Source organism: Nocardia sp. NPDC057227 (assembly GCF_042669725.1).
Classification (GTDB): Bacteria; Actinomycetota; Actinomycetes; order Mycobacteriales; family Mycobacteriaceae; genus Nocardia; species Nocardia asteroides_A.
In genome coordinates this window covers 49,742-74,331 of sequence record NZ_JBHUXA010000017.1, presented here as the reverse complement: position 1 = coordinate 74,331, position 24,590 = coordinate 49,742, and the positions used below count along the sequence as shown (strand labels likewise).

The window sequence follows — 24,590 nt, the reverse complement described above, 5'->3', positions numbered from 1 at the left end:
TTCGCTCGACAACGAGTGATAACGTTATTCTCGCAGTACAGAGCCGTATTTGAGCACAGATTTCGGCAATCTCCCGAATCCATTCTCTCCGATTGTGATAACGTCATTCCCACCACGATTCGAACCCATGGGAGGGTCACGATGTCGGTTCCCACCAGCAGCGTCTCGCTGTATCCGCCCGGTGGCTTCGGGCCACCGAAGGATCGCCGCGGGCACGCGGCGGGTGCGTTGGGCCTGCCGGTCGGCACCGAGGTGTTCTCGGCGGACAACCACATCTCGCTCGCGCACGACATCTTCTTCGAGCGCTTTCCGGAGGAGCTGAAGGACAAGGCGCCGCGGGTCTGGTACGAGGACGGCGCCTTCCAGCTCGGCCGCAAGGGGAAGTCCTTCCTGCCCGGCGATTTCAGCCACGTGCTGATGCAGTACGACCCGCTGGAGGGGTCGGGCAGCGGCAATCTGGCGGCCAGGATCTCGGACCTGCGCGCCGACGGCATCGCCAAGGAGCTCGCGTTCCCGAACGCCCTGCTCGCGCTGCTCTTCTACCCGGACCGGGCGATCCGCGAGCTCTGCTTCCGCACCTACAACGCCTACATCGCCGAGCTGCAGGCGCTGTCCAACGGCAGCTTCTACGGCGTCGGGCTGATCAACTGGTGGGACGGCGAGGGCGCGCGGCGCACCCTGACCGAGCTGAAATCACTGGGGCTGCGCACCTTCCTGCTCCCGCTCTCCGCGGGCAAGGACGAGGAGGGCAAGGTCATCGACTACGCCTCCACCGCCATGCGGCCGGTCTGGGAGGCGATCGAGGAGTCCGGCGTCCCGGTCTCGCACCACATCGGCGAGTCGCCGCTCTCGGCGCCCTGCGAGGTGAACAGCGTCGCCGTCGGCATGATGCACAATGTCGCGCCCTTCCGGGAGCTGTTCTCCAAGTACATCTTCAGCGGCATCCTGGACCGGCACCCCGGGCTGAGCATCGGCTGGTTCGAGGGCGGCATCAACTGGGTGCCGTCGGCGATCCAGGACGCCGAGCACATGCTCGCCTCCTTCCAGCACATGCTGGACCGGCCGGTGGAGCACGACGTCCGCTACTACTGGGAGAACCACATGCGGGCCTCGTTCATGGTCGACCCGCTCGGGCTCTCCATGGTCGACCTGATCGGCCGCGACAAGGTCATGTGGTCCTCGGACTACCCGCACAACGAGAGCACCTTCGGCTACTCGGAGAAGTCCATCGCCGCCGTGGTCGACGCGGTCGGCCCGGAGGACGCGGCGCGCATCGTGAGCGGCAACATCCTCGACTTCCTCGGGCTGGCCGGATGACCGCCTTCGCCACCAGGCGTGGCAGCGTCACCTTCCCGATCCCGGACGTCCCCGACCGGGACCGGATGCGGCGGGAGACCGGGGCCAGGCTGCGCGCGAGCATGGCGGCCAAGGGCGTCGACGCGCTGGTGCTGCTGAACAACAGCAATGTCGTCTACGCCACCGGGGCCAACTGGCCGCTCGGCGACGCCGGGCTCTCGCACGTCGAGCGCCCGGTCGCGGTGGTGCTGCGCGACGACCCGACACCGCACCTGTTCATGCCGTTCCGCGAGGGCGCCTCGGCCGAGCGCGACCTGCCAGCCGACCACCTGCACGGCCCGGTCTACCTCGAATTCGACGAGGGCGTGGAGAATTTCGCGCGGCTGCTGGCCGAGCTGATCCCGGCCGGGTCGAGCGTCGCGGTGGACGAGCACACCGGCGCCATGCTGCGCGCGGGCAAGCAGATCTTCCCCGGCGGCGCGCCGTCGGACGCGGCGCTGGTGGTCGGGCCGGCCAAGCTGATCAAGACCCCGGACGAGATCTCCTGCATCCGCACCGCGTGCCGGATCACCGAGCGGGCCGTCACCGAGGTGCAGGCTGCGCTGGCGCCGGGCAGGCGGCAGATCGACCTCTCGGCCGGTTTCGTGCGCCGCGCCTTCGAGTACGGCGCCACCGCGAACATGCTCGACGCCATCTGGCAGGTCATGCCGGACACCAAGGCCGACGGCGTCTGGACCACACACGGCGACCTGGCGCTTCCGCTGCTCACCACCGAGCGCGAGCTCGAGGCGGGCGACGTGCTCTGGACCGACGTCAGCATCACCTACGGCGGCTACTGCTCCGACTTCGGCCGCACCTGGCTGGTCGGCGGCCGGCCGAACGCCGCGCAGCAGCGGCAGTTCGACCAGTGGCGGACCATCCTGACCGCCGTGCTCGACGTGACGAAGGCGGGCGCGACCGCGGCCGACCTCGCCCGCGCGGCGATCGCCGCCAACGGCGGCACCAAACCCTGGCTGCCGCACTTCTACCTGGGACACAGCATCGGGGTCAGCGCGGCCGAGATGCCCATGATCGGCACCGATCTCGGCGCGGAGTACGACGAGAACTTCGTCTTCGAGCCGGGCATGGTGCTGGTGCTGGAGCCGGTCGTCTGGGAGGACGGCACCGGCGGATACCGAAGCGAGGAGATCATCGTGATCACCGAGGAGGGGTGGACCCCTCTCACCGACTACCCGTACGCCCCCTATGGGAATTGAGATCCTGCCGGACGATCGCGCCCTGCGGCATGGGCGGCGCGCTCGCGCACTGGCACAGATGCAAGCCCATGACCTGGACGTCCTCGTGCTCGGCAGGCAGGCCAACGCCCGCTACGTCTCCGGCGCCCCGCAGCTCTGGGTGGCCGGGACCAGGCCCTTCGGCCCGGTCGCGACCGTGATCAGGGAGACCGGGGAGGTGCACCTGCTGAGCACCTGGGACGAGGGCATCCCGGACGACATCCCGCACGACCACCTGTACGGGCTGGTCTGGAATCCGCTGAACACCATGGCGGTGCTCCGCGACATCGCCGGTGCCTCGACGGCGGCGCGGGTCGGCACCGACTGCCTCTCCCCCACCTTCGCGCAGCTGCTGCCGATGGCCTTCCCGAACGCCGAGTTCGTCGACGGCGAGCTGGCCATGCGGGCGGCCCGGCGGATCAAGACCGAGCCGGAGGTCACCGTGCTGCGCGGCGCGCTGCGGGTGGCGCAGGCCGGGCTCGCGGCGGCCACCGCCGAGCTGGCGCCGGGGCGCACCGAGCAGGCGCTGACCGGCGTGCTGCTGGAGGCGATGGCGGCCGGTGGGATCAGTACGCCCGCGCAGCAGGATTCGGTGTGGGTCACCTCGCGCGAGCATCCGTGGCGGCGCGCCGACGCGGACCGGACCGTGCGCCCCGGCGATCTCGTGGCGATCTCCGCCGGGGTGCTCGGTGACGGGTACATCGGCGAGGTCGGGCGGACCGTCGCGGTGCCCGGTGGGGACGATGCCGCGGTAGCCGCGCTGTTCCGGCGCAGCGAGGTGGTGCGCGAGCGGCTGCTCGCTGCGAGCCGGGCCGGTGAGGCGGCCGGCGGGCTGCTCGCGGCGTACGAGGCGGCCGGTGAGCCGCTGCCGCCGATGCCGGTGGCGCGCGGGCTCGGGATGGGGTTCGACCCGCCGGTGGTCTCGCCGCAGTTGCCCGCCACCGCTGCCGCGGAACGGCTGGAGCCGGGCATGGTGCTCGCGCTCACCGGGTACGTGTGGGAGTCGGGCGTCGGCGCGGTATTCACCCGCGACGCCGTGCTGATCACCGATGACGGAGCCGAACTGCTCACGGACGCGCCGCACAACGCGGCCTGAGCCCCTCTCTCCCGCCGGGCGGGCCGGCGCGCACCCGGCCCGTCCGCCGCAGCCCCACCCCTTCGGCGAAGGAGCCGTCCCCATGCCCGACCAACCGTCCGCGGAAGAGATCATCCGCTACGAGAAGGATCCGAAGACCCGGATCGCCACCATCACCTTCGACCGCCCGGAGGCGCTGAACGCGCCGACCGCGGCGGCCCGGCTCCGCTACGCCGACCTCATCCACCGGGCCAGCGTCGACGACGAGGTCAAGGTGCTCGTGGTCCGCGGCGAGGGCCGGGATCTCGGCACCGGCGCCGACCTGCCCGAGTTCATGGCGATGCAGGAATCCGAGGACCAGGGCCCGCGGCTGGCCGAGTTCCGGATCGGCCCGGACGAGGTGCGCTACCCCCCGCGCGGCTCGTTCCGGCACGGCGCCTCGGTGAGCCAGTGGTACGCCAACGCCTCGGCCGGCTGCCGCAGCCTGCAGGAGTTCAAGAAGATCTCCATCCTGGAGGTCAAGGGCTACTGCTACGGCTGGCACTTCTACCAGGCCGCCGACGCCGACCTGGTGATCTCCTCGGACGACGCGCTCTTCGGCCACCCCTCCTTCCGCTACTACGGCTGGGGCCCGCGCATGTGGACCTGGGCGCAGACCATGGGGCTGCGCCGCTTCCAGGAGATGGTCTTCACCGGCCGCGCCTTCTCCGCCGCCGAGATGTACGACTGCAACTTCCTGAACAAGGTGGTCCCGCGCGCCGAGCTGGAGGCCGAGACCGCCAAGTACGCGCTCGCCTGCTCGCGCAACCGCCCCACCGATACGGTCTTCATGCAGAAGGTTTTCTTCGAGATCATGAAGCAGCAGCAGGGCGAGTACATGGGCAGCCTGCTCAGCGGCTTCTTCGAGTCCATGGGCGGGCACATCGCCGCCGACGAGGACGACCTCATGCTGGACAACGCCTTCGAGGGCGGGCTGAACAACTCGGTCAAGGACAACGACGACCGGTTCCCGCCCGACTTCCGGCTCAGCAGGTCGGGCCGGAACAAGCCGTAGGGGTTGTCGTGACGCACGCCGAACCGCCGCTGCGGGACTGGCTGGTGGTCGATCTGGCCACCGGTATCTCCGGCGGGTACTGCGCCAAGTTGCTCGCCGACGGGGGTGCCCGGGTGGTGCGGGTGGAGCCGCCGGAGGGTGATCCGCTGCGCGGGTGGTCCGCGTCGGGGGCATCGATTCCGCCCGGCGCGGACGGGGCGCTGTTCTCCTTCCTTGCCTGCTCGACCGAGAGCGTGGTCGCCGATCCCGAGACAGGTCCGGACCTGGTCGAGAAGCTGCTGGCCGCCGCCGACGTGGTGCTCTGGTCCGCCGGCTCGCGGCTCGCCGAGCACTTCGCCCCCTCGGTGCTGCGGCGGCGGTATCCGCACCTCGTGGTCACCGCGATCACGCCGTTCGGACTGACCGGGCCGTGGAGTTCGCATGCCGCCACCGAATTCACGCTGCAGGCGTGGTCCGGCGGGATCGTCGGGCTCGGGCGCGGGGCGCCGGATCGGGCCCCGGTGCACGTCGGCGGGCGGATCGGGGAATGGTTCGCCGGTGCGCACGCGGCGGTGGCGACGCAGGTCGCGCGGTTGCGCGGCGGTGGCGCGCTGGTCGACCTCTCCGTGCTGGAGACGCAGATCCTCGGGCTCACCTACTTCCCGGTGTCGTTCCACGACGGGCTGGGCAGGCCGTTCCGGACCGAGCGCAGGCTCAGCGTGCCCGGCGTGGCGACCGCCGCGGACGGGCTGGTGGCGGTGGGGTGCGGCACCGCGCAGCAGTGGTTCGACCTGTGCGCGATGGTCGGGCACGCGGAGTGGATCGACGAGGACACCGAGCTCTCCATCACCCAGCGGGCCGGTGCGAAGGCGGCCGAGATCCAGGCGTGGATGGCGGAGCAGCCGGTCGATGTGGTGCGGGATCTCGCCACCGCCTTCCGCATCCCGAACGGCCCGCTGGCGGACGGGGCCACGGTGGCCGGGATGGACCACCACGTAGCCCGGAAGTTCTTCACCACCAACCCGCGCGACGGGTTCACCCAGCCCGGCCCGCCCTACCGCACCTCCCCGGATCTGCTCCGCGAGCCCACCGCCGCGCCGCGGCTCGGCGAGCACACCGACCGCTACCGGTCAGCGGAGCTGGTGCCGAAGAGCGGTGCTTTGCCGGGCGCCAAGGACACCGGCGGCGCACCGAGTGATCCGCTTCCCTTCCGCGGGCTGCGGGTGCTCGACCTGACCACCTTCTGGGCCGGGCCGTCCGTCACCCACTACCTGGCCCTGCTCGGCGCCGACGTGATCCACGTGGAGTCGGCCGGACGGCCGGACGGCACCCGGCTCATCGCCGGCGTCCCCGCTTCGGAACCGCAGTGGTGGGAGCGCTCCCCCATCTTCTCCGGGCTGAACACCGGGAAGCGCGGGCTCACCGTCGATTTCCGCACCGAGCGCGGGCAGGCGCTGCTGAAGAAGCTGGTCGCCACCTGCGATGTGGTCGTGGAGAACTACACCCCCCGCGTGCTCGAGCAGATCGGGCTGGACGCGGCCAGCGTGCGCGCGCTGCGCCCGGACATCGTCATGGTGCGCATGCCCGGGTTCGGGCTGGACGGGCCGTGGCGGGACAACCCCGCCTTCGCCTACGTCATCGAGGACACGTCCGGGATCACCGCGCTGACCGGCTATCCCGACACCAACCCCATCGAGCCCTACTGCATCGGCGACCCCAATGCCGGGGTACACGCGCTCAACGCGCTGCTGCTGGCGCTCGAGCACCGGCGCCGCACGGGGCAGGGTGTCGTGATCGAGGCGGCCATGGTCGAGGCGGCCATGAACGTCGCCGCCGAGCAGGTCATCGAGTACTCCGCCTACGGCGCGCTGCTGGCCCGCGACGGGAACCGCGGCCCCGCCGCCGCCCCGCAGAACCTGTACCGCGCCGCCGGAACCGACGAGTTCGGCCGCGAGGACCTCTGGGTCGCCATCGCCGTAGCCGACGACGCGCAGTGGCGTCGCCTGCGCGCGGCGCTCGGCACCCCCGTCTGGTCCCTCGACCCCGAACTCTGCACCGCCGCCGGGCGCCGCCGCCAGCACGACCTGCTGGATCGGCACCTCGCCGACTGGTGCGCCGAGCGCTCCCCCGACGAGATCGTCTCGCTCGTCTGGGCAGCCGACGTTCCGGTGGCGAAGGTGCTGCAACCCCACCACCAGGCCGAACTCCCGCCGCTCGTTTCCCGCGGCTTCTTCGAGCCGGTCGAGCACCCGGTCTTCGGCACCGCTCGCCACAGCACCCTGCCGTTCTCGCTCTCGGACGGGCCCGCGCAACTCCACACCCGGCCCGCGCCCCTGCTCGGCGAGCACACGGAGGAGATCCTGCGGGAGCTGGGTCTGGGGGACGCGGAGATCGCGGAGTTGTTCGCGGACGGGGTCGTCGGCGGAACGCCCTGAACCTCAGCCGCCGATGCTCGGCCCCTCCGGCCAGAGCTCCTGCAGCTCAGCCGGTGTGAGTGGGGCGCGGTAGGCCGCGCGGAGAAGGCTGTCGACGGTAGGCGCCGGCGCCTCGGCCAGGTGCACGAACCAATCGATGCCCGCGGCGTACGCCCACAGGTAGCTTCGCAGCTGCGGATCGGCGCCCCGGTCGGCGAGGGCGTCGGCGATGTAGCGATCGGTCCACCAGGGCACGCGTCGCCGCGCGAGGTCCGCGCAGTCCTCGATCGGGGTGCCGTGCTCGAGGCTCAGGTGCAGCTCGGCGCGTACGAGCTGCGTGTAGTGGTCGAGCCGAACCCGCGTGCCGAGCTGCCGGTCGTCGGGCGCGATGAACAGCGGCATGGCCTGCGCCCACCCCTCCAACAGGACCTGCTGCGGGCCGTGTACCGACAGCAGGCGCACCCACGGCACCTCCTCCTCGGCGCAGCGGGCCGCGATGCTCGCGCTCTGCAATCCGTGGCCGAGGACTTCGTGCAGCGCGAACTGGCGCGCACGCACCGCCGTGTACTGGGCATTCCGCGAATTCAGCCGAAGCCGCACCCGATCACCGGCACCGTCGAGCCAGTAGGCCCAGTACGCGTCCACGTCAACGGTTTCGATGGTCAGCCGATATGGGGCTTCGGATGCCGTTGCGTCCCGGACCGCCGGTTCATATTCCGCGACAGCCGCGCGAATGGCGTCCTGAACATCGACCGGCTCGAGCACGCCCTCCGCGGCGGCCAATTCCGCCATGGTCTCCGGCCCCCACGCGATGCCGACGCTATCCAACCATTCCCGAGCAACTCGGCCGCGCCCGGAGATGTAGTCGGCATCCCAGCCCCGCGCCGGACACCCCTGAGTGGCCCGGACATAGCGGTCCAGGGGCATTCGCTCTCCCATGAGAGCTCGTAGGTAGGCCACATCGGCGTCGACGCGCTGCACGACACCCGGCGCGGTGCACTCGGTCCGCAGTTCGCTCAACCGGCGGCCCCGGCCGCAGCGTGTCGCAAGCGAAGAGAGAAATGCCGTGTGTGGCGGTGCCGCCGACGTCGTCGATGCGGTGCTGCTGAGCGGCGGCGGTCGGTTCACCGTCGGACGGGTAGCCGCGCGGTCTCGGCCGCGCCGCCACCCGGCCGGCACCAGCACCGGCTACTCCGAGCCCACGGGTGCCTTTTCGCCGAGATGCCGTGCCAGGAACCGCTCGACCGCCCGGAACATGTCGATCTGATTTTCCGGGTTCACGAACCCGTGGCCCTCGTCGTCCTTGACGATGTACTCCACCCGAACCCCCCGATCCCGCAGCGCGGCAACGAGATTGTCGGACTCGGCGCGCACCACGCGCGGGTCGTTGGCACCCTGCAGCACCAGCAGCGGGGTGCGGATGCGGTCGGCGTGGGTGATCGGCGAGCGGGCGAGCATGTCCGCTTCCTGCTCCGGGTCGTCGGGGTCGCCGACGAAGAGGTGCCAGTTGTTGGCGAGGTACGGCTTGGTGAAGGCGGGCAGGGTGCGCAGGAAGTTCGGGAGGCTGGAGATGCCGACGTAGTCGATGGCGGCGGCGAAGACGTCGGGGGTGAAGGTGACGCCGACCAGCGTCGCGTAGCCGCCGTAGGAGCCGCCGAAGATCCCGATCCGGGAAGGGTCGGCGTACCCCTGACCGACGGCCCACTCGACCGCGTCGATCACGTCGTCGTGCATGGCGCCGGCGAACTCGCCGATCGCGGCGCTGGTGAACGCCTTGCCGTAGCCGGTGGAGCCGCGGAAGTTCACCTGCAGCACCGCGTACCCGCGGTTGGCCAGGAACTGCACGGCCGGGGCGTAACCCCAGTGGTCCCGGAACCACGGGCCGCCGTGCAGCAGCACCACCAACGGCAGCCCGGCGGGCGCCACCCCGACCGGGAGCGTCAGGTGCGAGGGCAACCGCAGCCCGTCCCGCGAGGTGATCGAGACCGGGCGCATCGGGGCCAGCGCGGCGGGGTCGAGGTGCGGGTGCGCGCGGCCGAGCAGCCTGCTCGCGCCGGTGGCGTGGTCGTAGAACCAGGCGACGCCGGGGTCGCGGTCGTGCTCGAAGGTCACCACCCAGCGCTGCCCGGAGTCGTCGACGGAGAGCGTCTCGATGTCGCCGTCGGAGAGCGCGGTGAGGCGCACCAGGATCTCGGCGAAGCCCGGGTCGAGCGCCCGGATCTCCAGCCGTTCGTCCAGGTAGCGCACGCCGAGCAGGGCCCCGGTGGCACGGTCGGTGATGAGCGGGTCCGGCGCCGCCGGGTCGACCGTCGAGCGCGGGTCCAGGTCGAAGGACGGGTGGCTGTCCACCGCGGTCTGGGATCCGGTGGCCAGGTCGAGCCGGACCAGCCGCATGCGGTCGGTGCCCCGGTTGGAGCCCATCCAGACCCCGGTGCCGTCCGGGGTGAGCCGGAAGGGCGCGATCTGCATGGGGTAGTCGCGGCCGGCGAAGCGGGCGACGCGCCTCGAGCCGTCCGGGGTGATGCGGCTGAGCTCCAGGTCGCCGGCGTCGGTGAGCCCGGTGCCGTAGACGGTGCCGTCGGGGGCGCGCAGGTAGGCGCCGATGCCGCCGGGGTTCCGCACCACCTCGGTGAGCTCGCCGGATTCGATGTCCAGGTCGTAGAGGTCGAAGGCGACGGGGTCGCGCTTGTTCAGCTGCACCTGCACGATGCCGGGGCGGTGCGCGGGCAGCTCCGGCGCCAGCGCGGCAACGCCGGGGAACGGGGTGAGGTCGACCGCGGGCGCCTCGGGGTCGTCCGGGTCGGCGCGGAAGAGGTGCCACAGCTCGTTCCCGCCCTCGTCCTGGGCATAGAGCAGCCAGCGGGAATCTCGGGACCAGAAGACGTTCTGCACGCTGCGGGTCTCGTCGGCGGTGACGCAGCGCGGCTCACCGCCCGCCACGTCCCGGACCCAGATGTTCATCCGGTTCTTCCGGGGGGCCAGGTAGGCGATGCGGGTGCCGTCCGGGGAGATGACGGGTGCGCTGAAGGCGGGCGAGCCGAAGAATTCCTCGACGCCGATCATGGCGTTCCTTTCCGTCGAGCGGGACGACCTCCATGACACACCCGGCCGCAACGGCATACTCAAGACATTCCGGGCATGACCCGGATCACCCTTGACTGTGCCGCTACGGCACACCCGAGACTGGCCGGACCGACCGACCCGAGGAGGACAGCATGGGGTGGAGCACCAGGCAGCTCGCCGAGCTCGCCGGGACCAGCCTGCGCACGGTGCGGCACTACCACGACGTCGGGCTGCTGCCCGAGCCCGAGCGCGGCAGCAACAACTACAAGCAGTACGGGGTCGCGCACCTGGTGCGGCTGCTGCAGATCAAGCGCCTCACCGACCTCGGCTTCTCGCTGCCGCAGATCGCCGAGATGGGCGACGCGAACGAGCATCCGGAGGCGGCGCTGCGCGCGCTGGACAACGAGCTGGCCGCCACCATCGAGCGACTGCAGCGGGCCAGGGTCGAGTTGCAGCTGCTGCTGCGGCACGCGCCGCCGACCGACCTGCCGCCGGAGCTGGCGCTGGCCGCGGCGGAGGCCCACCTCACCGGCGCCGACCGCGGGATGGTGACCGTGCTGAGCAGGCTGCTCACCGGCGACCAGCTCGACGCCTACGCCGACCTCATCCGCGCAGGCGAACCGACCGAGGTCGACCGCGAGTTCGACGACCTGCCCGCCGACGCCGACCCCGAGACCCGCCGCGACCTGGCCGAGCGCATGGTCCCGCGGATCCGGCAGTTGCTCGCCGAGCACCCCGGCATGCGCGAGCTCGACCTGCCCCCGCAGCGCGCCGCCCAGACCATCGGCGTCGCCATGCGCGACCTCTACAACCCGGCCCAGCTCGACGTCATGCGGCTGATCGGCCTCGCGATGAAGACCGACCGAGGGGACACCCATGCGTAAGTTCGCCCTGCTCGCCGCCGCGATACCGCTGCTGCTCGGCCTCGCCGCCTGCGGCGCCGACACCGCCCCGCCGAACCTGGACCGCTTCTACGACCAGCAGCTCACCTTCGGCCCGTGCGCCGGGTACGCCACCACGGCCGCCGACGAGCAGGCGTTCACCGGCGACCCGGCGCTGCAATGCGCCCGGCTGGAGGTGCCGCTCGACCACACCGACCCCGACGGCCGCACCCTGAGCATCGCGGTGCTGAAGGCACCCGCCCGCGGCGAGCGGCTCGGCTCGCTGCTGCTCAACCCCGGCGGACCGGGCGGCCCCGGCATGAGCATGGCCGCGGTCGGCGCGCAGACGCTCGCGCAGAGCCCGGTCACCGAGCGCTTCGACCTCATCGGCTTCGACCCGCGCGGCGTCGGCGCCTCCACCCCCGCGGTGGACTGCTTCACCGACGCCGAGATCGACGCCGGGCAGGCGATCACCTCGGTGCTGATCGGCCCGAAGACGCTCACCGCGGACGACACCCGCCGGGTGGTCGAGCGCTGCGCCGCCGGCTCCGGCGGCGAGGACGTCCTGGCGCACCTCGGGACCAGGGATGCCGTGCGCGACATGGACATCCTGCGCGCGGCGCTCGGCGACGAGAAGCTGAACTTCCTGGGCCAGAGTTACGGCACCCGGCTCGGCGCGGTGTACGCCGAGACCTTCCCGGAGCGGGTGCGCGCGCTCGTCCTGGACAGCGCGATCGATCCGCTGAAGGGCACCGACGAGCGCAGGCTCACCCAGTACGCCGGGTTCCAGCGCTCCTTCGACGTGATGGCCGCCGCCTGCGCCGCCACCCCGGACTGCCCGCTCGGCCCCGACCCGGCCCAGGCCACCGCCGCCTTCCAGGCGCTGACCCGGCCGCTCATCGAGCGCCCGATCATCCTGGCGGACGGCCGCCCGATGGAGTACGACGGCGCCGTCGGCAGCGTGATCGCCGGGCTCTACGACGCCAGGGCCTGGCCGGTGATCTGGAAGGGGCTCACCGAACTCCGCGCCGGCGAGGGCACCACCCTGGCCGCGCTCGGCGACGCGTTCGGCGGTCGCGGCGCCGATGGCCGCTACGGCAACTTCACCGAGGCGCTCTTCGCCATCAACTGCCTGGACGAGGAGCGGCACACTCCCGAGCAGGAGGTCGAGCTGAAGGGCCGCATCCAGCAGGTCGCCCCGTTCCTCGACACCGGCCTCGGCCCCGAGGGCGCCCGCGACCCCTGCGAATCCTGGCCCGCCGAACCCACCCTCGGCTACCCGTACGCCACCGGCATCGAGAACCTCCCGCCCACCCTGACCATCTCGATCACCGGCGACCCCACCACTCCCTACGAGGGTGGGGTGAGCCTGGCCGACACGCTCGGCGGCGCGCTGCTCTCCGTCGAGGCCGAGCAGCACACTGTCGCGCTCGGCGGGGCGAGCCCCTGCGTCAACGACGCTGTCGCCCGCTACCTGATCGACCTGCGGACCCCCGAGCCCGGCGCCCGCTGCGTACTCAGCGGGTGAAGGTGGGCAACGTTTCCCACCCGCGCACGGTGGAGGTGGGCGAGAGCCGGGCGGCGCTCGAGTCGACCTCCCACTCCGGGAAGCGCTTCAGGATCTCCTCGAGCGCGATCCGCCCCTCCAACCGCGCCAGCGCCGACCCGAGGCAGAAGTGCGTGCCGACGCTGAACGACAGGTGCCCGCGGGTATCCCGGTCGATGTCGAAGACATCACCGTCCGGCGCGAACTGCCGCTCGTCGCGGTTGGCGGCGCCGATGAGCATCATCATGGCGCTGCCGGCGGGCACGGTCTGCCCGTGCAGCTCGACGTCGCGGGTGACGTAGCGCGCGACGTGCGGGGCGGGCGGCTGGAAGCGCAGCAGCTCCTCGACGGCCTTGGGAATGAGCTTCGGGTTCTCCACCAACCTGCGGCGCTGGTCCGGGTGGTCGGCGAGCACCCGCCCGGCCCAGCCGATGAGCCGGGTGGTGGTCTCGTTGCCCGCACCGGAGACCACGTTCACGTAGGTGAGCAGCTCGCCGCGGGTGAGCTTGCGCCACTCCCCGGTGTGGTCCTCGAACTCGACGTTGAGCAGCTCGGTCATGATGTCGTCGGCGGGGTTCTCCACCCGCCAGTCGATGTAGGCGGAGAAGATGTCGCCGGTGTCCATGCCCTCGGAGGCCGCCTTCATCGGCTTGCCCTCCTCGGTGCGCATCTGCTCGTTGGCGAAATCCCGGATGGCCTCCTGGTCCTGCTCCGGGATGCCGAGCAGCAGGCCGATGGTGCGCATGGGCATCTGCGCGCCGATGTCGGCGATGAAGTCGAGTTTGCCGGTGCCGACGTGCGGCTCCAGGCTGTCCACGCAGTACTGCCGGATCTGCGCCTCCAGCGCGGCGATCTTGCGCGGGGTGAACATCCGCGAGAGCAGCCCGCGGTGGATGTCGTGGATCGGCGGATCCTCGAAGATCACCACGCCCGGCGGGATCTCGATGTCGGCCTTGATCAACTCGATGATCGCACCCTTGGCGGAGCTGTAGGTGGCGTGGTCGATCAGTGCCGCGTTGACGTCCGCCCACCGGCTGATGGCGTAGAAATCGTGCTTCTCGTTGTAGTAGAGCGGCAGCTGGTCGCGCAGCCGCTTGAACATCGGGAAGGGGTCCGCGTTGAGCTCGACGTCGTACGGGTCGTAGTACACGTCGCTGGCCGCACTGGTGGTCACAGGGATTCGCCTCTCTGGAGAACAGCGAACGCCAGTGTAACTTACCTTCTCCAATGACGAGAGTCGCATTCTCTCGCGATTCGGAGAGAAACGAAAAGGCCCCGGCGAACCGGGGCCTCGGGGGAGCGGGGAAGATCAGCGGGCGGCGATACCGTGCGCGCAGAAGCGCCAGACCTCGTCGGCGGTGATCGGGTCGGGATCGCCGTCGGTGTCCGACGGCTGCGCGATGAACATGACCGTCTGCATGGTCAGCGCGGCCAGCCTGCGCGGGTTGCCGTCGGGCACCAGCGCGCCCGCCTCCTGCACCTCGACGAGCAGGTCGGCGAAGAGCGTGAACAGCGCTGTGTGCGCCGAGCGCACGGCGTTCGGATGCGAGCCGATCAGCTGCGGCGCGAACTCGGTGAAGAGCGGGCGCCGCGCCTCCGGGTCCGGGCGGCAGAGCTGGAACAGCAGCTCGACGGCGGTGCGCAGCTTCGCCACCGGGTCGTCGGCGGTGCCGGTGGCGGCCCTGATCTGCGCGGCGGTGCGGCCGACCGCGTCCTCGTAGAGCGCGAGCAGCAGCTCGTGCTTGCCGTCGAACTGCAGGTAGAAGCTGCGCAGCGACTGCCGGGAGCGGTCGACCACCTCCTGCACCGTGAAATCGGTGCTCCCCTTCTCGGTGATGATGGCCTGCGCGGCGTCCAGGAACTTCTGCACCCGGTCGCCCGCCCGCTGCGTCGCGGTGCGCAGCGACCGCTCCACGGCACGCGCCTTCCAAGCGGGCTGCTGCTCCTCACTGGTGTGCATCAGGGCATAGTACTCGGCGCGGCGCCGCATTGTACGGTGATGCGCAGTGGCGCACAACACGTGTCGCCGCGCGGCCGGCCACTACCAGGCGACCGGGAGCGAGTAGACGCCGAAGGCGAGCCGGTCGTGCTTGAACTCGACCTCCTCGAACGGAATCGCAAGGCGCAGTGTGGGAATCCGCCGCGCCAGCGTGCCGAAGACGATCTGCAGCTCGGCCCTGGCCAGCTGCTGCCCGACGCACTGGTGCGGCCCGAAGCCGAAGCCGACGTGCTGCAGCGCGGGCCGGGTGATATCGAGCCGCTCGGGCTGCTCCCATGCCTTCTCGTCCCAGTTCGCCGGGGCCAGGTCGAAGATCAGCCCCTCGCCCGCCCGGACCGTGACACCCGCGATCTCGATATCCGCCAGCGCCACCCGGCGCTGCCCGTTCTGGATGACGCTGAGGTAGCGCAGCAGCTCCTCGACCGCGCTCGCGACCAGCTTGGGGTCGTCGCTCGTGCGCAGCAGCTCCCACTGCTCCGGATTGTGCAGCAGCGCCAGGACGCCGAGCGAGATCATGTTCGCGCTGGTCTCGTGGCCGGCGATGAGCAGCCCGGTGCCGAGCTGGGCGGCCTCGCGCATGTCGATCTCGCCGGCCCGCACCCGTTCGGCGATGTCGGAGAGCGCGTCCTCGGCCGGCTCCTCCAGCTTCTGCTTCACCAGCTCGACCAGGTAGCGGGCCAGGATGCTGCGCCCGGCCTCGGCCTGCTCCTTGGTGGCGAAGCGGTCCACGTTGGCGCTGGCGTGCTGCTGGAAGAACTCGTGGTCGGCGTAGGGGACGCCGAGCATCTCGCTGATCATCAGCGTCGGCACCGGCAGGGCCAGCGCCGCGACCAGGTCGGCGGGCTGCGGCCCGGCCAGGAGGGCGTCGATGTGCTCGTCGGTGACCTGCTGGATCACGTCGCGGAGCTGCTTGACCCGCTTGAAGGTGAACGGCTTGGTGAGCATCCGGCGGTAGAACTGGTGCTCCTCGCCGTCGGTGGTGAAGAGCGATTTCGGCCTGGAGTCCTTGATCGCCTTCATGCCCTCGTTCCAGTACGGGAAGCCGGGCACCTTGTCGTTCACGCTGACCCGCGGGTCCGACATCAGCTCCTTGAACTCGGCGTGGCCGGTGACCAGCCACGGCGTGCTGCCGTCCCAGATCCGCACCCGGTTCAGCGGGTGCGCCCGCCCCATGCTCAGGGCCTGCTCGGGCGGTGCGAAGGGGCAGCCGGCGGAGCGCACCATCGGGTACTCGGGCACCTCCGCGGTCACGCTGCTGGTGGCTGTTTCGGTCACGGTTCACTCCTGGAGGGTGGGGGAATTCATTCCTCGACGTGGATCGCCATGGCGGGGCAGACCGCCGCCGCCTGGCGCACCTCGTCGGCGAGCTCTTCGGGCGGGTTCGGATCGAGCAGTTCGACGATGCCGTCGTCGTCGCGCTGGTCGAAGACCTCCTCCGCGTGCATCACGCAGTGCCCGGCCGCGACGCACTTGATCTGATCGACGGTGACTTTCATCTGTTCTTCCTCTCGGGGGTCAGCGCGCGGCTGCCCTGTCGAACTGCTTGGCAAGGGGCTTGCCCGCGCGGGTGCCGCCGTCGATCGGCAGCACCGTCCCGGTGACGTAGCGCGCGCGTTCGCTCGCCAGATAGACGGCGGCCTCCGCCACGTCCTCCGGCGTCCCGTCGCGACGCAGCGGACGGTCGTTCTGCATGGCCTCGCGGGCCAGCCGGGTGAATTTCTCCCGTGCCGCGTCGGACATGCCGCTGCCGGACGAGGAGAGCAGCGAGGTCGGGATATTGCCCGGCGCCAGGCAGTTCACCCGGATGTCGAACTGCGCCAGCTCGATCGCGGCGGAGTGGGTGTAGTGGATCACCGCGGCCTTGGAGGCGCGGTAGGTCTGCACGCCGCCGCCCGCCTGGATGCCGCCGATCGAGGAGAGGTTGATGATCGAGCCGCCGCCGTGCTCGGCCATGTGCCGCGCAGCGTGCCTGGTGCCTGCCATGACGCCGAGCAGGTTCACGCCGAGCACCCGGTGGAAGTCGGCCAGGTCGTCGTGCAGGATGCTCTTGTGCATCCGGCCGGAGATGCCCGCGTTGTTCACCATGATGTGCAGGCCGCCGAAATCGGTTGTCGCCCGCTGGACCAGCGCCTCGATCTGCTCGGGGTCGGAGACGTCGGTGGTCTGGAACACCGCGGCCGCGCCGAGCCCGGCGATCGACTCGGCCCCGCGCTCGGGGTCCAGGTCGCCGACCACCACCCGCGCGCCCTCGGCCACGAACCGCGCCACCACGGCCCGGCCGATCCCGGCCGCTCCCCCGGTGACGACGGCAACCTTCCCTGCCAGATCGCTCATGCCGAGATCTCCTTCCGGGAGTCGGTTTTCGCACAGTTCGCGAGGAAGTCCAGGAGCAGCGCGTTGACGATCTCCGGCCGCTCGATCTGCGGACAGTGCCCGGCGCCGGGCACCACCGCGGAGCGGCCGTCCGGGAGCAGCGCGGCGATCTCGGCCGCCCAGCCGGGGGGAAGCAGCTTGTCCTCGCCGCCCTCGACCACGAGCACCGGAACCCCGATGCGGTGGTAGGCACGCTCGGTGGACGGCGCGGCGGGCGGCTCCAGCCCCGGACGCCGGAACCGGGCCGCCGCCAGCGCCTCCCACGCCCCGGGCGCGATGCTGGACTCGTAGCGGCGGCGCACGTACCCCTCGTCGGCGGGCCAGGAGCCGCCGTGGAAGAGCGCCGTCACGATCCGGCGCATGCCAGGCAGCGAGCCGTCGTAGTCGTAGAGCGCCGCCATGTGTTCGTTGCGCTGGATCTCGCCGCCGCCGCAGATCGCCACCAGGCTGCGCAGCGGCAGCTTCGGCCGCTCCGCGGTGGCGTCGGCCAGCAGGTTGATCGCGCCCATGGAGTTGCCGACGAAGTGCGCCGACTCGATGCCGAGCAGCGCGAGGAAGCGCGCGATGTGCCGGATCCGCAGCCCGCGGCCGTCGGTGAAGTCGACCACCTTGGCGGACTCGCCGAAGCCGAGCATGTCCGGGGCGAGCACCCGGTACCGCCTGGCCAGCGCGTTCACGGTGAACTCCCAGCCCACCTCGGCGCCCGCGCCGAACTCGCCGCCGTGCAGCAGCACCACCGGCTCACCGGCGCCCGCCTCCAGGTAGCTGGTGTGCGCGCCGTCCACCAGCAGGGTCCTGCGCTCGGCGATCACGCGCGGCTCCCCGCGAAGGCGAGCACCTGGGTGGCGAGCAGCTCGAGCTGGCCGCGCACCGTCTCGTCGACCAGCTCGCCCGCGGCATCCCAGACCGGCTCGGCGGAGTTGATGGCGACGCCGAGCGGGGTCGGCCAGGCGCGCAGCGCGTGCCCGATCACCCGCAGCTGCCCGAGCGTGCCGACCGCGGCCTGCCAGCCGTAGGCGCAGGTGATGCAGCCGAGTGGCTTGTTGTCCAGGTAGGCGACCGGGTCGCCGCGCAGGTCCTCGATGTAGTCGAGCGCGTTCTTGACCAGGCCGGAGACGCCACCGTGGTAGCCGGGCGAGGCGATCACCACCGCGTCGGCCCGGCGCAGCGCCGTCACCAGCGCGGCCGCCTCGGCGGTGCGCGCGGGGTCGTGCGGGCTGTACATGGGCAGGTCGATGTCGGGGCCGGCGAAGAGCGCGGTCTCGCCGCCGTTGCGCTCGACCGCGGCCAGGCAGTGCCGCAGCGCGCGCTCGGTCGACGACCCGGCGCGCAGCGTGCCGCCGATCCCGACCACGAAGGGGCGGCCGCCGGCGCGGTGCGCTCCGGTGGTCACCGGGGTGGTGCTCGCGGTCATGGCCGCTACCTCCTTCATCTACTTGATGGCGATGGGATTCAGCGGGGAGCCGACCGCGCCGACCACCCGCAGCGGCGGGGCGACCAGCTGGAACTCGTAGACGCCGTCGGCGGCGCAGTCCGCGGCGAGCGCGGTCAGGTCCCAGTACTCGCCGAACATCAGCCCCATGTCGCGCAGGCACAGCATGTGCATGGGGAGGAAGGTGCCATCGACGCCGGAGACCGGGTCCTCGACCATGAGGTTGTCCGCGGCCACCGCGGCGACCTCGCGCTCGTGCAGCCACTTGGCGCAGCGCCAGTCCAGCCCGGAGTAGGGCTCGGCGCCGTCGCCCGCCTCCTCGAACCGGGCCCACCAGCCGGTGCGCACCAGCACGATGTCACCGCGGCCGACCTCGACGCCCTGCCGCTTGGCGACCTCGTCCAGCTCGTCCGGGGTGATCGGCTCGCCGCCGGGCAGCCAGGTGTCCGCGCCGCGGTGCTTCACCAGGTCGAGCAGGACGCCGCGGCTGGTGATGCCCTTGCTGTCCACCTTGTCGATGCCGCAGTGGAAGGCGCCGAAGCTGGTCACCGAGGCGGCCGGGAAGCCGTTGTAGAGCTTCTCGTCGTAGTAGACGTGCGAGAGCGCGTCCCACTGGGTGGCGGCCTGCAGCGGCATGACGATCATGTCGTCGTTGAAGCGGAACGGGTTGTCCGCGAAGAACCCCGCGACCTCGGCGCCGACGCTGTTGCGCAGCCACTTCGGGCCGTACTCGGTGAGCGTGGTGACGTCGCCGCCGTCCACGGTCATGACGTGCACCGGGTTGTGCCGGAACTTGAAGGCGCCCTGCGGGCCGGAGGAGCCGAAATCCACGCCGAGCGGGAACACCTTCCCGTGCCGCACCAGCCCCGCGGCCTGGGCCACCTTCTCCGGGGTGATGAAGTTGAGCGTGCCGAGTTCGTCGGCGGCGCCCCACCGGCCCCAGTTGCGAACCTCGTCGCCGAGTTTCCGGAAATCGGTCAAGCTTGCCACTGTCGTTGTCCTTCCGAGGTTTTCATGCAAGACGTCCCGCGACATTGCCGCCGTCCACCCAGATCACCTGGCCGGTCACGTAGCTCGCCGCCGCGCTGTTGAGGAACACCAGCACCGCCGCCTGTTCGGCCGGGTCGGAGACGCGGCCGTCGAGTGGCTTCGGGATGGTGTCGAGGTACTGGTCGCCGTAGGCGGTGCGCAGCTGGTCCAGGATCGGGGTCTCGGTGACGCCGGGGCCGGTGCAGTTGACGCGGATGCCGCGCGCGCCGAGCGGGGCCGCGGCGCGGGCGGTGTAGTGGATGATCGCCTCCTTCGACAGGCGGTAGCCGCCGTCCTCGAGCGCCTCCGGATGCGCCGCGCACCAAACCCTTCCGGCTTCGAAGTTCTCGGTGTCGAGCAGCCCGGTGGTCTGGTCGCGGTGCTCGAGCCAGTTCGCGGCGGCCAGGGAGGAGACGCTGGCGATGGTCGCGCCCGGCCGCAACCCAGGCAGCAGGGCCTCGGTGAGGTGGCGCAGGCCGAGGAAGTTGATGGTGACGACCTTCGGCGGGTCGCCGATGCCGGAGGAGACGCCGGCGACGTTGAAGAGCGTGTCCACCGGGCCCAGCTCGGCGACGGCCGCGTCGATGGAGGCGGGGTCGGCCATGTCCACGCGGTGGAAGCCGTCCAACTCGGCGGCCGGCTCGGCGATATCCAGCCCGATCACGGTGCCGCCCAGCTCCCGCACCTGCCGCGCGACCTGTGCGCCGATCCCCGACGCGCAGCCGGTGACGACGGCGCGGCGGCCGTCGTAGCGCCACAGCTCGTCGATCGTCATCCGCCCGCCCCGGTGAGGTGTTCGGCGGCGATGTAGCCGAAGGTCATGGCGGGGCCGATGGTGGCGCCCGCGCCCGCGTAGGAGCGGCCCATGACCGGTGCCGCGGTGTTGCCGGTGGCGTAGAGGCCGGGGACGACACTGCCGTCGGAGCGCAGGACGCGGGCGTGCTCGTCGGTGCGCAGCCCGCCGGAGGTGCCGAGGTCGCCGAGCACCATGCGGAAGGCGTAGTACGGGGGTTTGCGCAGCGGCGCCAGGTTGGGGTTGGGCAGGGTGGGGTCGCCGTAGTAGTTGTCGTAGACGCTGTCGCCGCGGTCGAAGTCGTCGTCGTGGCCCGAGTTCGCGAGCTCGTTGAAGCGGTCGGCGGTGGCGCGCAGCCGCTCCGGCGGCACGCCGATCTTCGCGGCCAGCTCCTCGATGGAGTTCGCCGCGACCACGACGCCGGAGTCCAGCCACGCCTTCGGGACCTTGCGCCCGGTGGGGACCGGGGCGAACGGGATCCTGGGCAGCGGGAGGTGCCCGGCGACGACGTAGCGGTTCCACGAGCGGTGGTCGGTGATCAGCCAGCTCGGGATGTGGTCGACGCCGGTCCGCTGGCCCGCCAGCATGGCGTGGCCGAAGTCCATGTACGGCGCCGCCTCGTTGATGTACCGCTCGCCGTTGCCGTTGACGATGAACTGGGCAGGCATCATCCGCTCGTTGAGCAGGAACTGCATCCGGCCGTCCGGCCACTGGATGGACGGGAACCACCAGGACTCGTCCATGAGATCGGTGGCGGCGCCGACCTTCTCGGCCGCGCGGATGCCGTCGCCGGTGGCGAGCGGGTTGCCGAAGCTCCAGTCCTCGTCGATGAGCGGCTCCTCGCGCCTGCGCCACTCCATGTCGTGGTCGAAGCCGCCGGTGGCGAGGATGACGCCGCGCTCGGCGCGGATCCGCACCTGAACCCCGTCGCGCTCGACCACCGCGCCGGTGACCTCGCCGTCCGGGCCGGTGGTCAGCTCGGTCATCGGGGCGTTCAGCCAGAGCGGGATGTCGTGCTCGCGCAGCGCCAGCCGGAGCCGCGCCACCAGGGACTGGCCGATGGCGGCGATTCGGTCGCCGAAGACGTGCGCGCGGAACTTGCGCCACAGCAGCTTGACCAGTACCGCCTTGCCGCGCCAATTCTGCCTGACCTGGTAGAAGAGGCGCAGGTCCTTGGGGCCGAGCCAGATGCCCTTCGGCGCGAGGGCGAGCGGCTTGAGCAGCAGCTCCTCGTCCGGGCCGAGGGCGCGCAGGTCGATCGGCGGGACGTTGATGGTGCTGCCCTGGTCGGAGCCGCCGGGGAGCTCCGGGTAGTAGTCGGCGTAGCCGGGCTTCCAGACGAACTCCAGCCAGCGGCTGCGGCTCTCCAGGAAGGCCATCATCTCCGGCGACCTGTGCACGTAGGCGCGCAGCCGCTCGTCGGTGACCAGGCCCTCGGTGATGGTGCGCAGGTACTGGACGACGCTGTCCGGGTCGAGTTCGAAGCCGTCGCGGTGCTGGGCCGGGGCGTTCGGGACCCAGATGCCGCCGCCGGAGAGCGCGGTCGAGCCGCCGTAGTACGCGGCCTTCTCGACCACGAGCACCTTCAGCCCCGCGGCCTCGGCGGCGAGTGCTGCGGTGAGACCGCCGCCGCCCGAGCCGATCACGAGCACGTCCACGACCTCGTCGAACTCGCGCGCTGCGCGCGGTTCGACCTCGGCCCCGGGGAGGGGGGTGCCGGCTGCGCCGGCAGATGCCGCGGGGTCGTCGGCGGCGAGCGGCGGGACCGCGGCGGCTCGGCTCGGCGATTCGGCGGCGCGGTCTGTCGGTTCGGTCATTGCGACCTCCGTTCGGTCGGCGCGGCGCCGACGGGCAGCGCGGTGCGGACGGCGAAGCCCGCGATGAGCTCGGGGGCGGCGCGGTAGTAGCGGTCGGCCACCCGGTAGGGGCCCTGGGTGGCGAGGGCGGCGAAGGCGGCTACCCAGGTGCGCACCTCGTGGGCGGAGTTGCCCGCCGTGCGGGTGATATCGGCGTTGTCCCAGGTGGCGAACTCGCCGAGCGCGCCACGGTCGAGCACGTCCAGGAAGCCGGCGTCCCACTCGGGGGCCAGCGGCGCGGACGGCCCCTCCCCCGCGGCGAATTCGCGCGCGGCGGCGACGACCCGCTCCTGGCGGGCGGCCCGCGCCTCGGCCGACATGGGCGCCCCGTGCACGATGCGCTCGCGCACCGGCCCGGCGGCGGTGGCCAGCGCGGGCACCGGCGGATCGTGCGAGAGCCCGCCGGAGCCGACGATCAGCACCCGCTTGCCGAGCCCGGCGACGAACCGCCCGGCCGCCGCCCCCAGCGCGGCGGCCCGGTGCAGCGGCCCGAGCGGCACCCCGACCGCGTTGACGAAGATCGGGATCACCGGCAGCGCGGTGGCCGAGCCGAGCAGCCTGCGCAGCGGCTGCACGGTGCCGTGGTCCACCTCCATGGCCACCGACACCGCGACGTCGACGCCGTCGGCGAGCAGCGCCGCGGCCAGCTCGGTGGCGAGTTCGGCGGGGACGTCCAGCGGCCCGGCGTGACTCCCGTAGTCGCCGACGCCGCTCGCCGCTGTACCGACGCAGAAGGCGGGCATGGTCCGGTAGAAGAACCCGTTGTAGTGGTCCGGCGAGAAGGTCAGCACCAGTTCGGGATCGAACTCCCGGACGAACCCGGCGGCCCGCTCCAGCGCCCCCTCCACATCGTCGAGCAGCTCGCGCCCAGGACCGGGCAGCTCGAGCAGCGGGCTATGCGAGACGCAGCACACGGCCAGCGGCATCGTGCTCCCCCTCCGGGTCGAGCGCGAGCGCCGCGGCCAGCGCGGCGCCGACCTCCGGCGCGTACTGCGCGGGCGAGGCGCCCGCGATGCAGCGGTCGGGGCGCAGGAAGAGCACCGAGTCCAGGTGCCCGTCGAACCAGCGCTTGAGCCCGCCGGTGCGGTCGCCGACGATCAGCACGTCCTGGTCGTCGTGGTCGGGCCAGTGCAGCTGGCAGGAGGGCCGGGCGGCGACGAAGACCGCGCCGAGCGCCTTCCAGCGCGCGAACTCCCGCTCCCCGAGCACCTCGCGCGGCCGGTTGTTCCAGAACAGCACCGCGAACCACGGCCCGAGCACGTCGTCGAGGAGCACGTCGGTGCGCTCGCGGGTGTCGACCCGCGGCTGCACGAAGAGCGTCCCGACGGCGGATTTCGGCGAGCGCGACCAGGTGTGCACCACCGCGCCGGTGTCGTACCGCGGCATCGGCTTGAACCGCATGCCGAGCACGTACGACTTCACCGGCGGGATCGCGGCGGCCGCGCGCACCAGCACGTCGCGCGCCGCGGTCACCCGCTTGCTGGTCGGCGAGATCACCTTCCCGACCAGCGTGGAGAGGTCGATCATGGCGCGGGCGTGCTTGCGGCGCTCGGTGTCGTAGCTGTCCAGCAGGGCATCCCCGGCCCTGCCGGTCGCCACCGCGGCGAGCTTCCAGCCCAGGTTGGCGGCGTCCCTGATGCCGCTGTTGTACCCCTGGCCCTGCCACACCGGCATGAGATGCGCGGCGTCGCCCGCCAGCAGCAGCCGCCCCTTCCGGAAGGTGTCCGCGATCCGGGAGTGGTGCGTGTAGACCCGGCGCCGGATCACCTCGAGCCGCTCCGGGTACGGCACGAAGGACGCCACCATCCGCTGGAAGAAGGCGGGATCCTCGGCGAGCTCGTCCGGTTCGTCGTCGTGGATCATGAACTCGAAGCGCCGGATGCCGTGCGCGATGGAGACCGAGACATTGGGCCGGGCCGGATCGGCGCCGACCTCGATATTGGGGTGCCCGAGCGGGTCCGATGCCAGGTCGACCACGAGCCAGCGGGTCGGCGAGGTGGTCCCCTCGAAGCCGACCCCCATCTGTTTGCGGGTGACGCTGCGCCCGCCGTCGCAGCCGACCACGTACCCCGCGGTCACCACGCTGCCGTCGCCGAGCGAGACCTCGACGTGCGCACCGGTGTCGACGCACCCGACCACGGCGGTGTCCCAGGAGACCTCGACCGAGGGGTACCGCGCGAGCCCGGCCAGCAGCTCGGCGTCGACCAGCGGCTGCACGAAACCGTTGCGCTTGGGCCAGCCGAACGAGGTGTCGGTGGGCGCGATCTCGGCGAGCAGCCTGCGCCTGCCGTCCACGAAGCGCATGATCTGGTTCGGGTTGGTGTGCGGCAGCACTTGTTCCACCAGCCCGATGGACTGGAAGGTGCGCAGCGACTCGTCGTCCAGCCCGACCCCGCGCGGGTAGTCGATGAGCGTCGGCCGCTCCTCCACCACCCTGGTGCGCACGCCGTGCCCGCCGAGCACATTGGCCAGCGTGAGCCCGACCGGGCCCGCGCCGACCAGCAGCACGTCGTAATCGGCCGCCAC

Annotated in this window: 21 protein-coding genes; 7 read left to right on the top strand and 14 right to left on the bottom strand. The window is 71.6% G+C overall.

What is annotated here, in order from left to right; translation table 11 throughout:
• Positions 1-141 precede the first annotated feature (141 nt).
• The 5 genes from ACFUJ1_RS22820 (at position 142) to ACFUJ1_RS22800 (ending at position 7,113) form a co-directional block, all read left to right on the top strand.
• A complete protein-coding gene (locus ACFUJ1_RS22820; RefSeq protein WP_378648602.1) occupies positions 142-1,317 on the top strand; it encodes an amidohydrolase family protein in 1,176 nt (391 codons plus the stop codon).
• Positions 1,314-2,552, top strand: a complete 1,239-nt coding sequence (locus ACFUJ1_RS22815) for a M24 family metallopeptidase (RefSeq protein WP_378648600.1) — start codon at positions 1,314-1,316, stop codon at positions 2,550-2,552. Before ACFUJ1_RS22820 ends, ACFUJ1_RS22815 begins: the two co-directional genes overlap by 4 nt.
• The gene (locus ACFUJ1_RS22810) at positions 2,542-3,666 is read left to right on the top strand and encodes a M24 family metallopeptidase (RefSeq protein ID WP_378648598.1); all 1,125 of its coding nucleotides are present in this window, start codon (positions 2,542-2,544) and stop codon (positions 3,664-3,666) included. Before ACFUJ1_RS22815 ends, ACFUJ1_RS22810 begins: the two co-directional genes overlap by 11 nt.
• An 82-nt stretch (positions 3,667-3,748) precedes the next feature.
• Complete coding sequence (locus ACFUJ1_RS22805; protein ID WP_378648596.1) at positions 3,749-4,699, top strand: enoyl-CoA hydratase/isomerase family protein; 951 nt, start codon at positions 3,749-3,751, stop codon at positions 4,697-4,699.
• An 8-nt stretch (positions 4,700-4,707) separates the two neighbouring features.
• Positions 4,708-7,113: a CoA transferase gene (locus ACFUJ1_RS22800; protein ID WP_378648595.1), complete on the top strand. Its 2,406-nt coding sequence runs from the start codon at positions 4,708-4,710 to the stop codon at positions 7,111-7,113.
• Positions 7,114-7,116: 3 nt separating this feature from the next.
• Here the strand turns inward: ACFUJ1_RS22800 and ACFUJ1_RS22795 are convergent, their stop codons facing one another.
• Positions 7,117-8,019: a hypothetical protein gene (locus ACFUJ1_RS22795; protein ID WP_378648593.1), complete on the bottom strand. Its 903-nt coding sequence runs from the start codon at positions 8,017-8,019 to the stop codon at positions 7,117-7,119.
• 261 nt (positions 8,020-8,280) lie between these two features.
• A complete protein-coding gene (locus tag ACFUJ1_RS22790; protein ID WP_378648591.1) occupies positions 8,281-10,155 on the bottom strand; it encodes a S9 family peptidase in 1,875 nt (624 codons plus the stop codon).
• A gap of 152 nt (positions 10,156-10,307) precedes the next feature.
• Here ACFUJ1_RS22790 and ACFUJ1_RS22785 point away from each other — a divergent pair, with 152 nt between their 5' ends.
• The gene (locus ACFUJ1_RS22785) at positions 10,308-11,039 is read left to right on the top strand and encodes a MerR family transcriptional regulator (RefSeq protein ID WP_378648589.1); all 732 of its coding nucleotides are present in this window, start codon (positions 10,308-10,310) and stop codon (positions 11,037-11,039) included.
• Positions 11,032-12,564, top strand: a complete 1,533-nt coding sequence (locus tag ACFUJ1_RS22780; RefSeq protein WP_378648587.1) for an alpha/beta hydrolase — start codon at positions 11,032-11,034, stop codon at positions 12,562-12,564. The genes ACFUJ1_RS22785 and ACFUJ1_RS22780 overlap by 8 nt, the downstream gene beginning before the upstream one ends.
• Here the strand turns inward: ACFUJ1_RS22780 and ACFUJ1_RS22775 are convergent.
• The 12 genes from ACFUJ1_RS22775 to ACFUJ1_RS22720 form a co-directional block, all read right to left on the bottom strand.
• Positions 12,554-13,756 carry a cytochrome P450 gene (locus ACFUJ1_RS22775; RefSeq protein ID WP_378648585.1) on the bottom strand — a complete coding sequence of 401 codons (1,203 nt, stop codon included), beginning with the start codon at positions 13,754-13,756 and terminating at the stop codon, positions 12,554-12,556. The genes ACFUJ1_RS22780 and ACFUJ1_RS22775 overlap by 11 nt on opposite strands.
• Positions 13,757-13,891: 135 nt before the next feature.
• Positions 13,892-14,542: a TetR/AcrR family transcriptional regulator gene (locus ACFUJ1_RS22770; protein WP_378648583.1), complete on the bottom strand. Its 651-nt coding sequence runs from the start codon at positions 14,540-14,542 to the stop codon at positions 13,892-13,894.
• Positions 14,543-14,623: 81 nt separating this feature from the next.
• The gene (locus ACFUJ1_RS22765) at positions 14,624-15,856 is read right to left on the bottom strand and encodes a cytochrome P450 (protein WP_378648581.1); all 1,233 of its coding nucleotides are present in this window, start codon (positions 15,854-15,856) and stop codon (positions 14,624-14,626) included.
• A 26-nt stretch (positions 15,857-15,882) separates the two neighbouring features.
• A complete protein-coding gene (locus ACFUJ1_RS22760; protein WP_233017386.1) occupies positions 15,883-16,077 on the bottom strand; it encodes a ferredoxin in 195 nt (64 codons plus the stop codon).
• 19 nt (positions 16,078-16,096) lie between these two features.
• Positions 16,097-16,915: an SDR family NAD(P)-dependent oxidoreductase gene (locus ACFUJ1_RS22755; RefSeq protein ID WP_378648579.1), complete on the bottom strand. Its 819-nt coding sequence runs from the start codon at positions 16,913-16,915 to the stop codon at positions 16,097-16,099.
• A complete protein-coding gene (locus ACFUJ1_RS22750) occupies positions 16,912-17,766 on the bottom strand; it encodes an alpha/beta fold hydrolase (protein ID WP_378648576.1) in 855 nt (284 codons plus the stop codon). The genes ACFUJ1_RS22755 and ACFUJ1_RS22750 overlap by 4 nt, the downstream gene beginning before the upstream one ends.
• Complete coding sequence (locus ACFUJ1_RS22745; protein WP_378648574.1) at positions 17,763-18,368, bottom strand: NADPH-dependent FMN reductase; 606 nt, start codon at positions 18,366-18,368, stop codon at positions 17,763-17,765. Before ACFUJ1_RS22745 ends, ACFUJ1_RS22750 begins: the two co-directional genes overlap by 4 nt.
• Before the next feature lie 18 nt (positions 18,369-18,386).
• Positions 18,387-19,376, bottom strand: coding sequence for a cyclase family protein (locus ACFUJ1_RS22740; RefSeq protein WP_378648572.1), 990 nt, complete (start codon positions 19,374-19,376; stop codon positions 18,387-18,389).
• Positions 19,377-19,398: 22 nt separating this feature from the next.
• Positions 19,399-20,190: a coniferyl-alcohol dehydrogenase gene (locus tag ACFUJ1_RS22735; RefSeq protein ID WP_378648570.1), complete on the bottom strand. Its 792-nt coding sequence runs from the start codon at positions 20,188-20,190 to the stop codon at positions 19,399-19,401.
• Positions 20,187-22,025 (bottom strand): FAD-binding protein, encoded by a 1,839-nt coding sequence (locus ACFUJ1_RS22730; RefSeq protein WP_378648568.1) that lies wholly within the window; start codon positions 22,023-22,025, stop codon positions 20,187-20,189. Before ACFUJ1_RS22730 ends, ACFUJ1_RS22735 begins: the two co-directional genes overlap by 4 nt.
• Positions 22,022-22,990, bottom strand: a complete 969-nt coding sequence (locus tag ACFUJ1_RS22725; protein ID WP_378648566.1) for a 3-carboxyethylcatechol 2,3-dioxygenase — start codon at positions 22,988-22,990, stop codon at positions 22,022-22,024. Before ACFUJ1_RS22725 ends, ACFUJ1_RS22730 begins: the two co-directional genes overlap by 4 nt.
• Positions 22,959-24,590 (bottom strand): bifunctional 3-(3-hydroxy-phenyl)propionate/3-hydroxycinnamic acid hydroxylase, encoded by a 1,632-nt coding sequence (locus tag ACFUJ1_RS22720; protein ID WP_378648564.1) that lies wholly within the window; start codon positions 24,588-24,590, stop codon positions 22,959-22,961. Before ACFUJ1_RS22720 ends, ACFUJ1_RS22725 begins: the two co-directional genes overlap by 32 nt.

What these genes read in the sequence shown, in the direction of transcription:
- ACFUJ1_RS22820 (WP_378648602.1), top strand. Translation starts at nt 142, where the DNA reads ATGTCGGTTCCCACCAGCAGCGTCTCGCTGTATCCGCCCGGTGGCTTC.
- ACFUJ1_RS22810 (WP_378648598.1), top strand. Translation starts at nt 2,542, where the DNA reads ATGGGAATTGAGATCCTGCCGGACGATCGCGCCCTGCGGCATGGGCGG.
- ACFUJ1_RS22755 (WP_378648579.1), bottom strand. Translation starts at nt 16,915, where the DNA reads ATGAGCGATCTGGCAGGGAAGGTTGCCGTCGTCACCGGGGGAGCGGCC.
- ACFUJ1_RS22785 (WP_378648589.1), top strand. Translation starts at nt 10,308, where the DNA reads ATGGGGTGGAGCACCAGGCAGCTCGCCGAGCTCGCCGGGACCAGCCTG.
- ACFUJ1_RS22780 (WP_378648587.1), top strand. Translation starts at nt 11,032, where the DNA reads ATGCGTAAGTTCGCCCTGCTCGCCGCCGCGATACCGCTGCTGCTCGGC.
- ACFUJ1_RS22730 (WP_378648568.1), bottom strand. Translation starts at nt 22,025, where the DNA reads ATGACCGAACCGACAGACCGCGCCGCCGAATCGCCGAGCCGAGCCGCC.
- ACFUJ1_RS22805 (WP_378648596.1), top strand. Translation starts at nt 3,749, where the DNA reads ATGCCCGACCAACCGTCCGCGGAAGAGATCATCCGCTACGAGAAGGAT.
- ACFUJ1_RS22815 (WP_378648600.1), top strand. Translation starts at nt 1,314, where the DNA reads ATGACCGCCTTCGCCACCAGGCGTGGCAGCGTCACCTTCCCGATCCCG.
- ACFUJ1_RS22745 (WP_378648574.1), bottom strand. Translation starts at nt 18,368, where the DNA reads ATGACCGCGAGCACCACCCCGGTGACCACCGGAGCGCACCGCGCCGGC.
- ACFUJ1_RS22760 (WP_233017386.1), bottom strand. Translation starts at nt 16,077, where the DNA reads ATGAAAGTCACCGTCGATCAGATCAAGTGCGTCGCGGCCGGGCACTGC.
- ACFUJ1_RS22790 (WP_378648591.1), bottom strand. Translation starts at nt 10,155, where the DNA reads ATGATCGGCGTCGAGGAATTCTTCGGCTCGCCCGCCTTCAGCGCACCC.
- ACFUJ1_RS22725 (WP_378648566.1), bottom strand. Translation starts at nt 22,990, where the DNA reads ATGCCGCTGGCCGTGTGCTGCGTCTCGCATAGCCCGCTGCTCGAGCTG.
- ACFUJ1_RS22735 (WP_378648570.1), bottom strand. Translation starts at nt 20,190, where the DNA reads ATGACGATCGACGAGCTGTGGCGCTACGACGGCCGCCGCGCCGTCGTC.
- ACFUJ1_RS22795 (WP_378648593.1), bottom strand. Translation starts at nt 8,019, where the DNA reads ATGCCCCTGGACCGCTATGTCCGGGCCACTCAGGGGTGTCCGGCGCGG.
- ACFUJ1_RS22770 (WP_378648583.1), bottom strand. Translation starts at nt 14,542, where the DNA reads ATGCACACCAGTGAGGAGCAGCAGCCCGCTTGGAAGGCGCGTGCCGTG.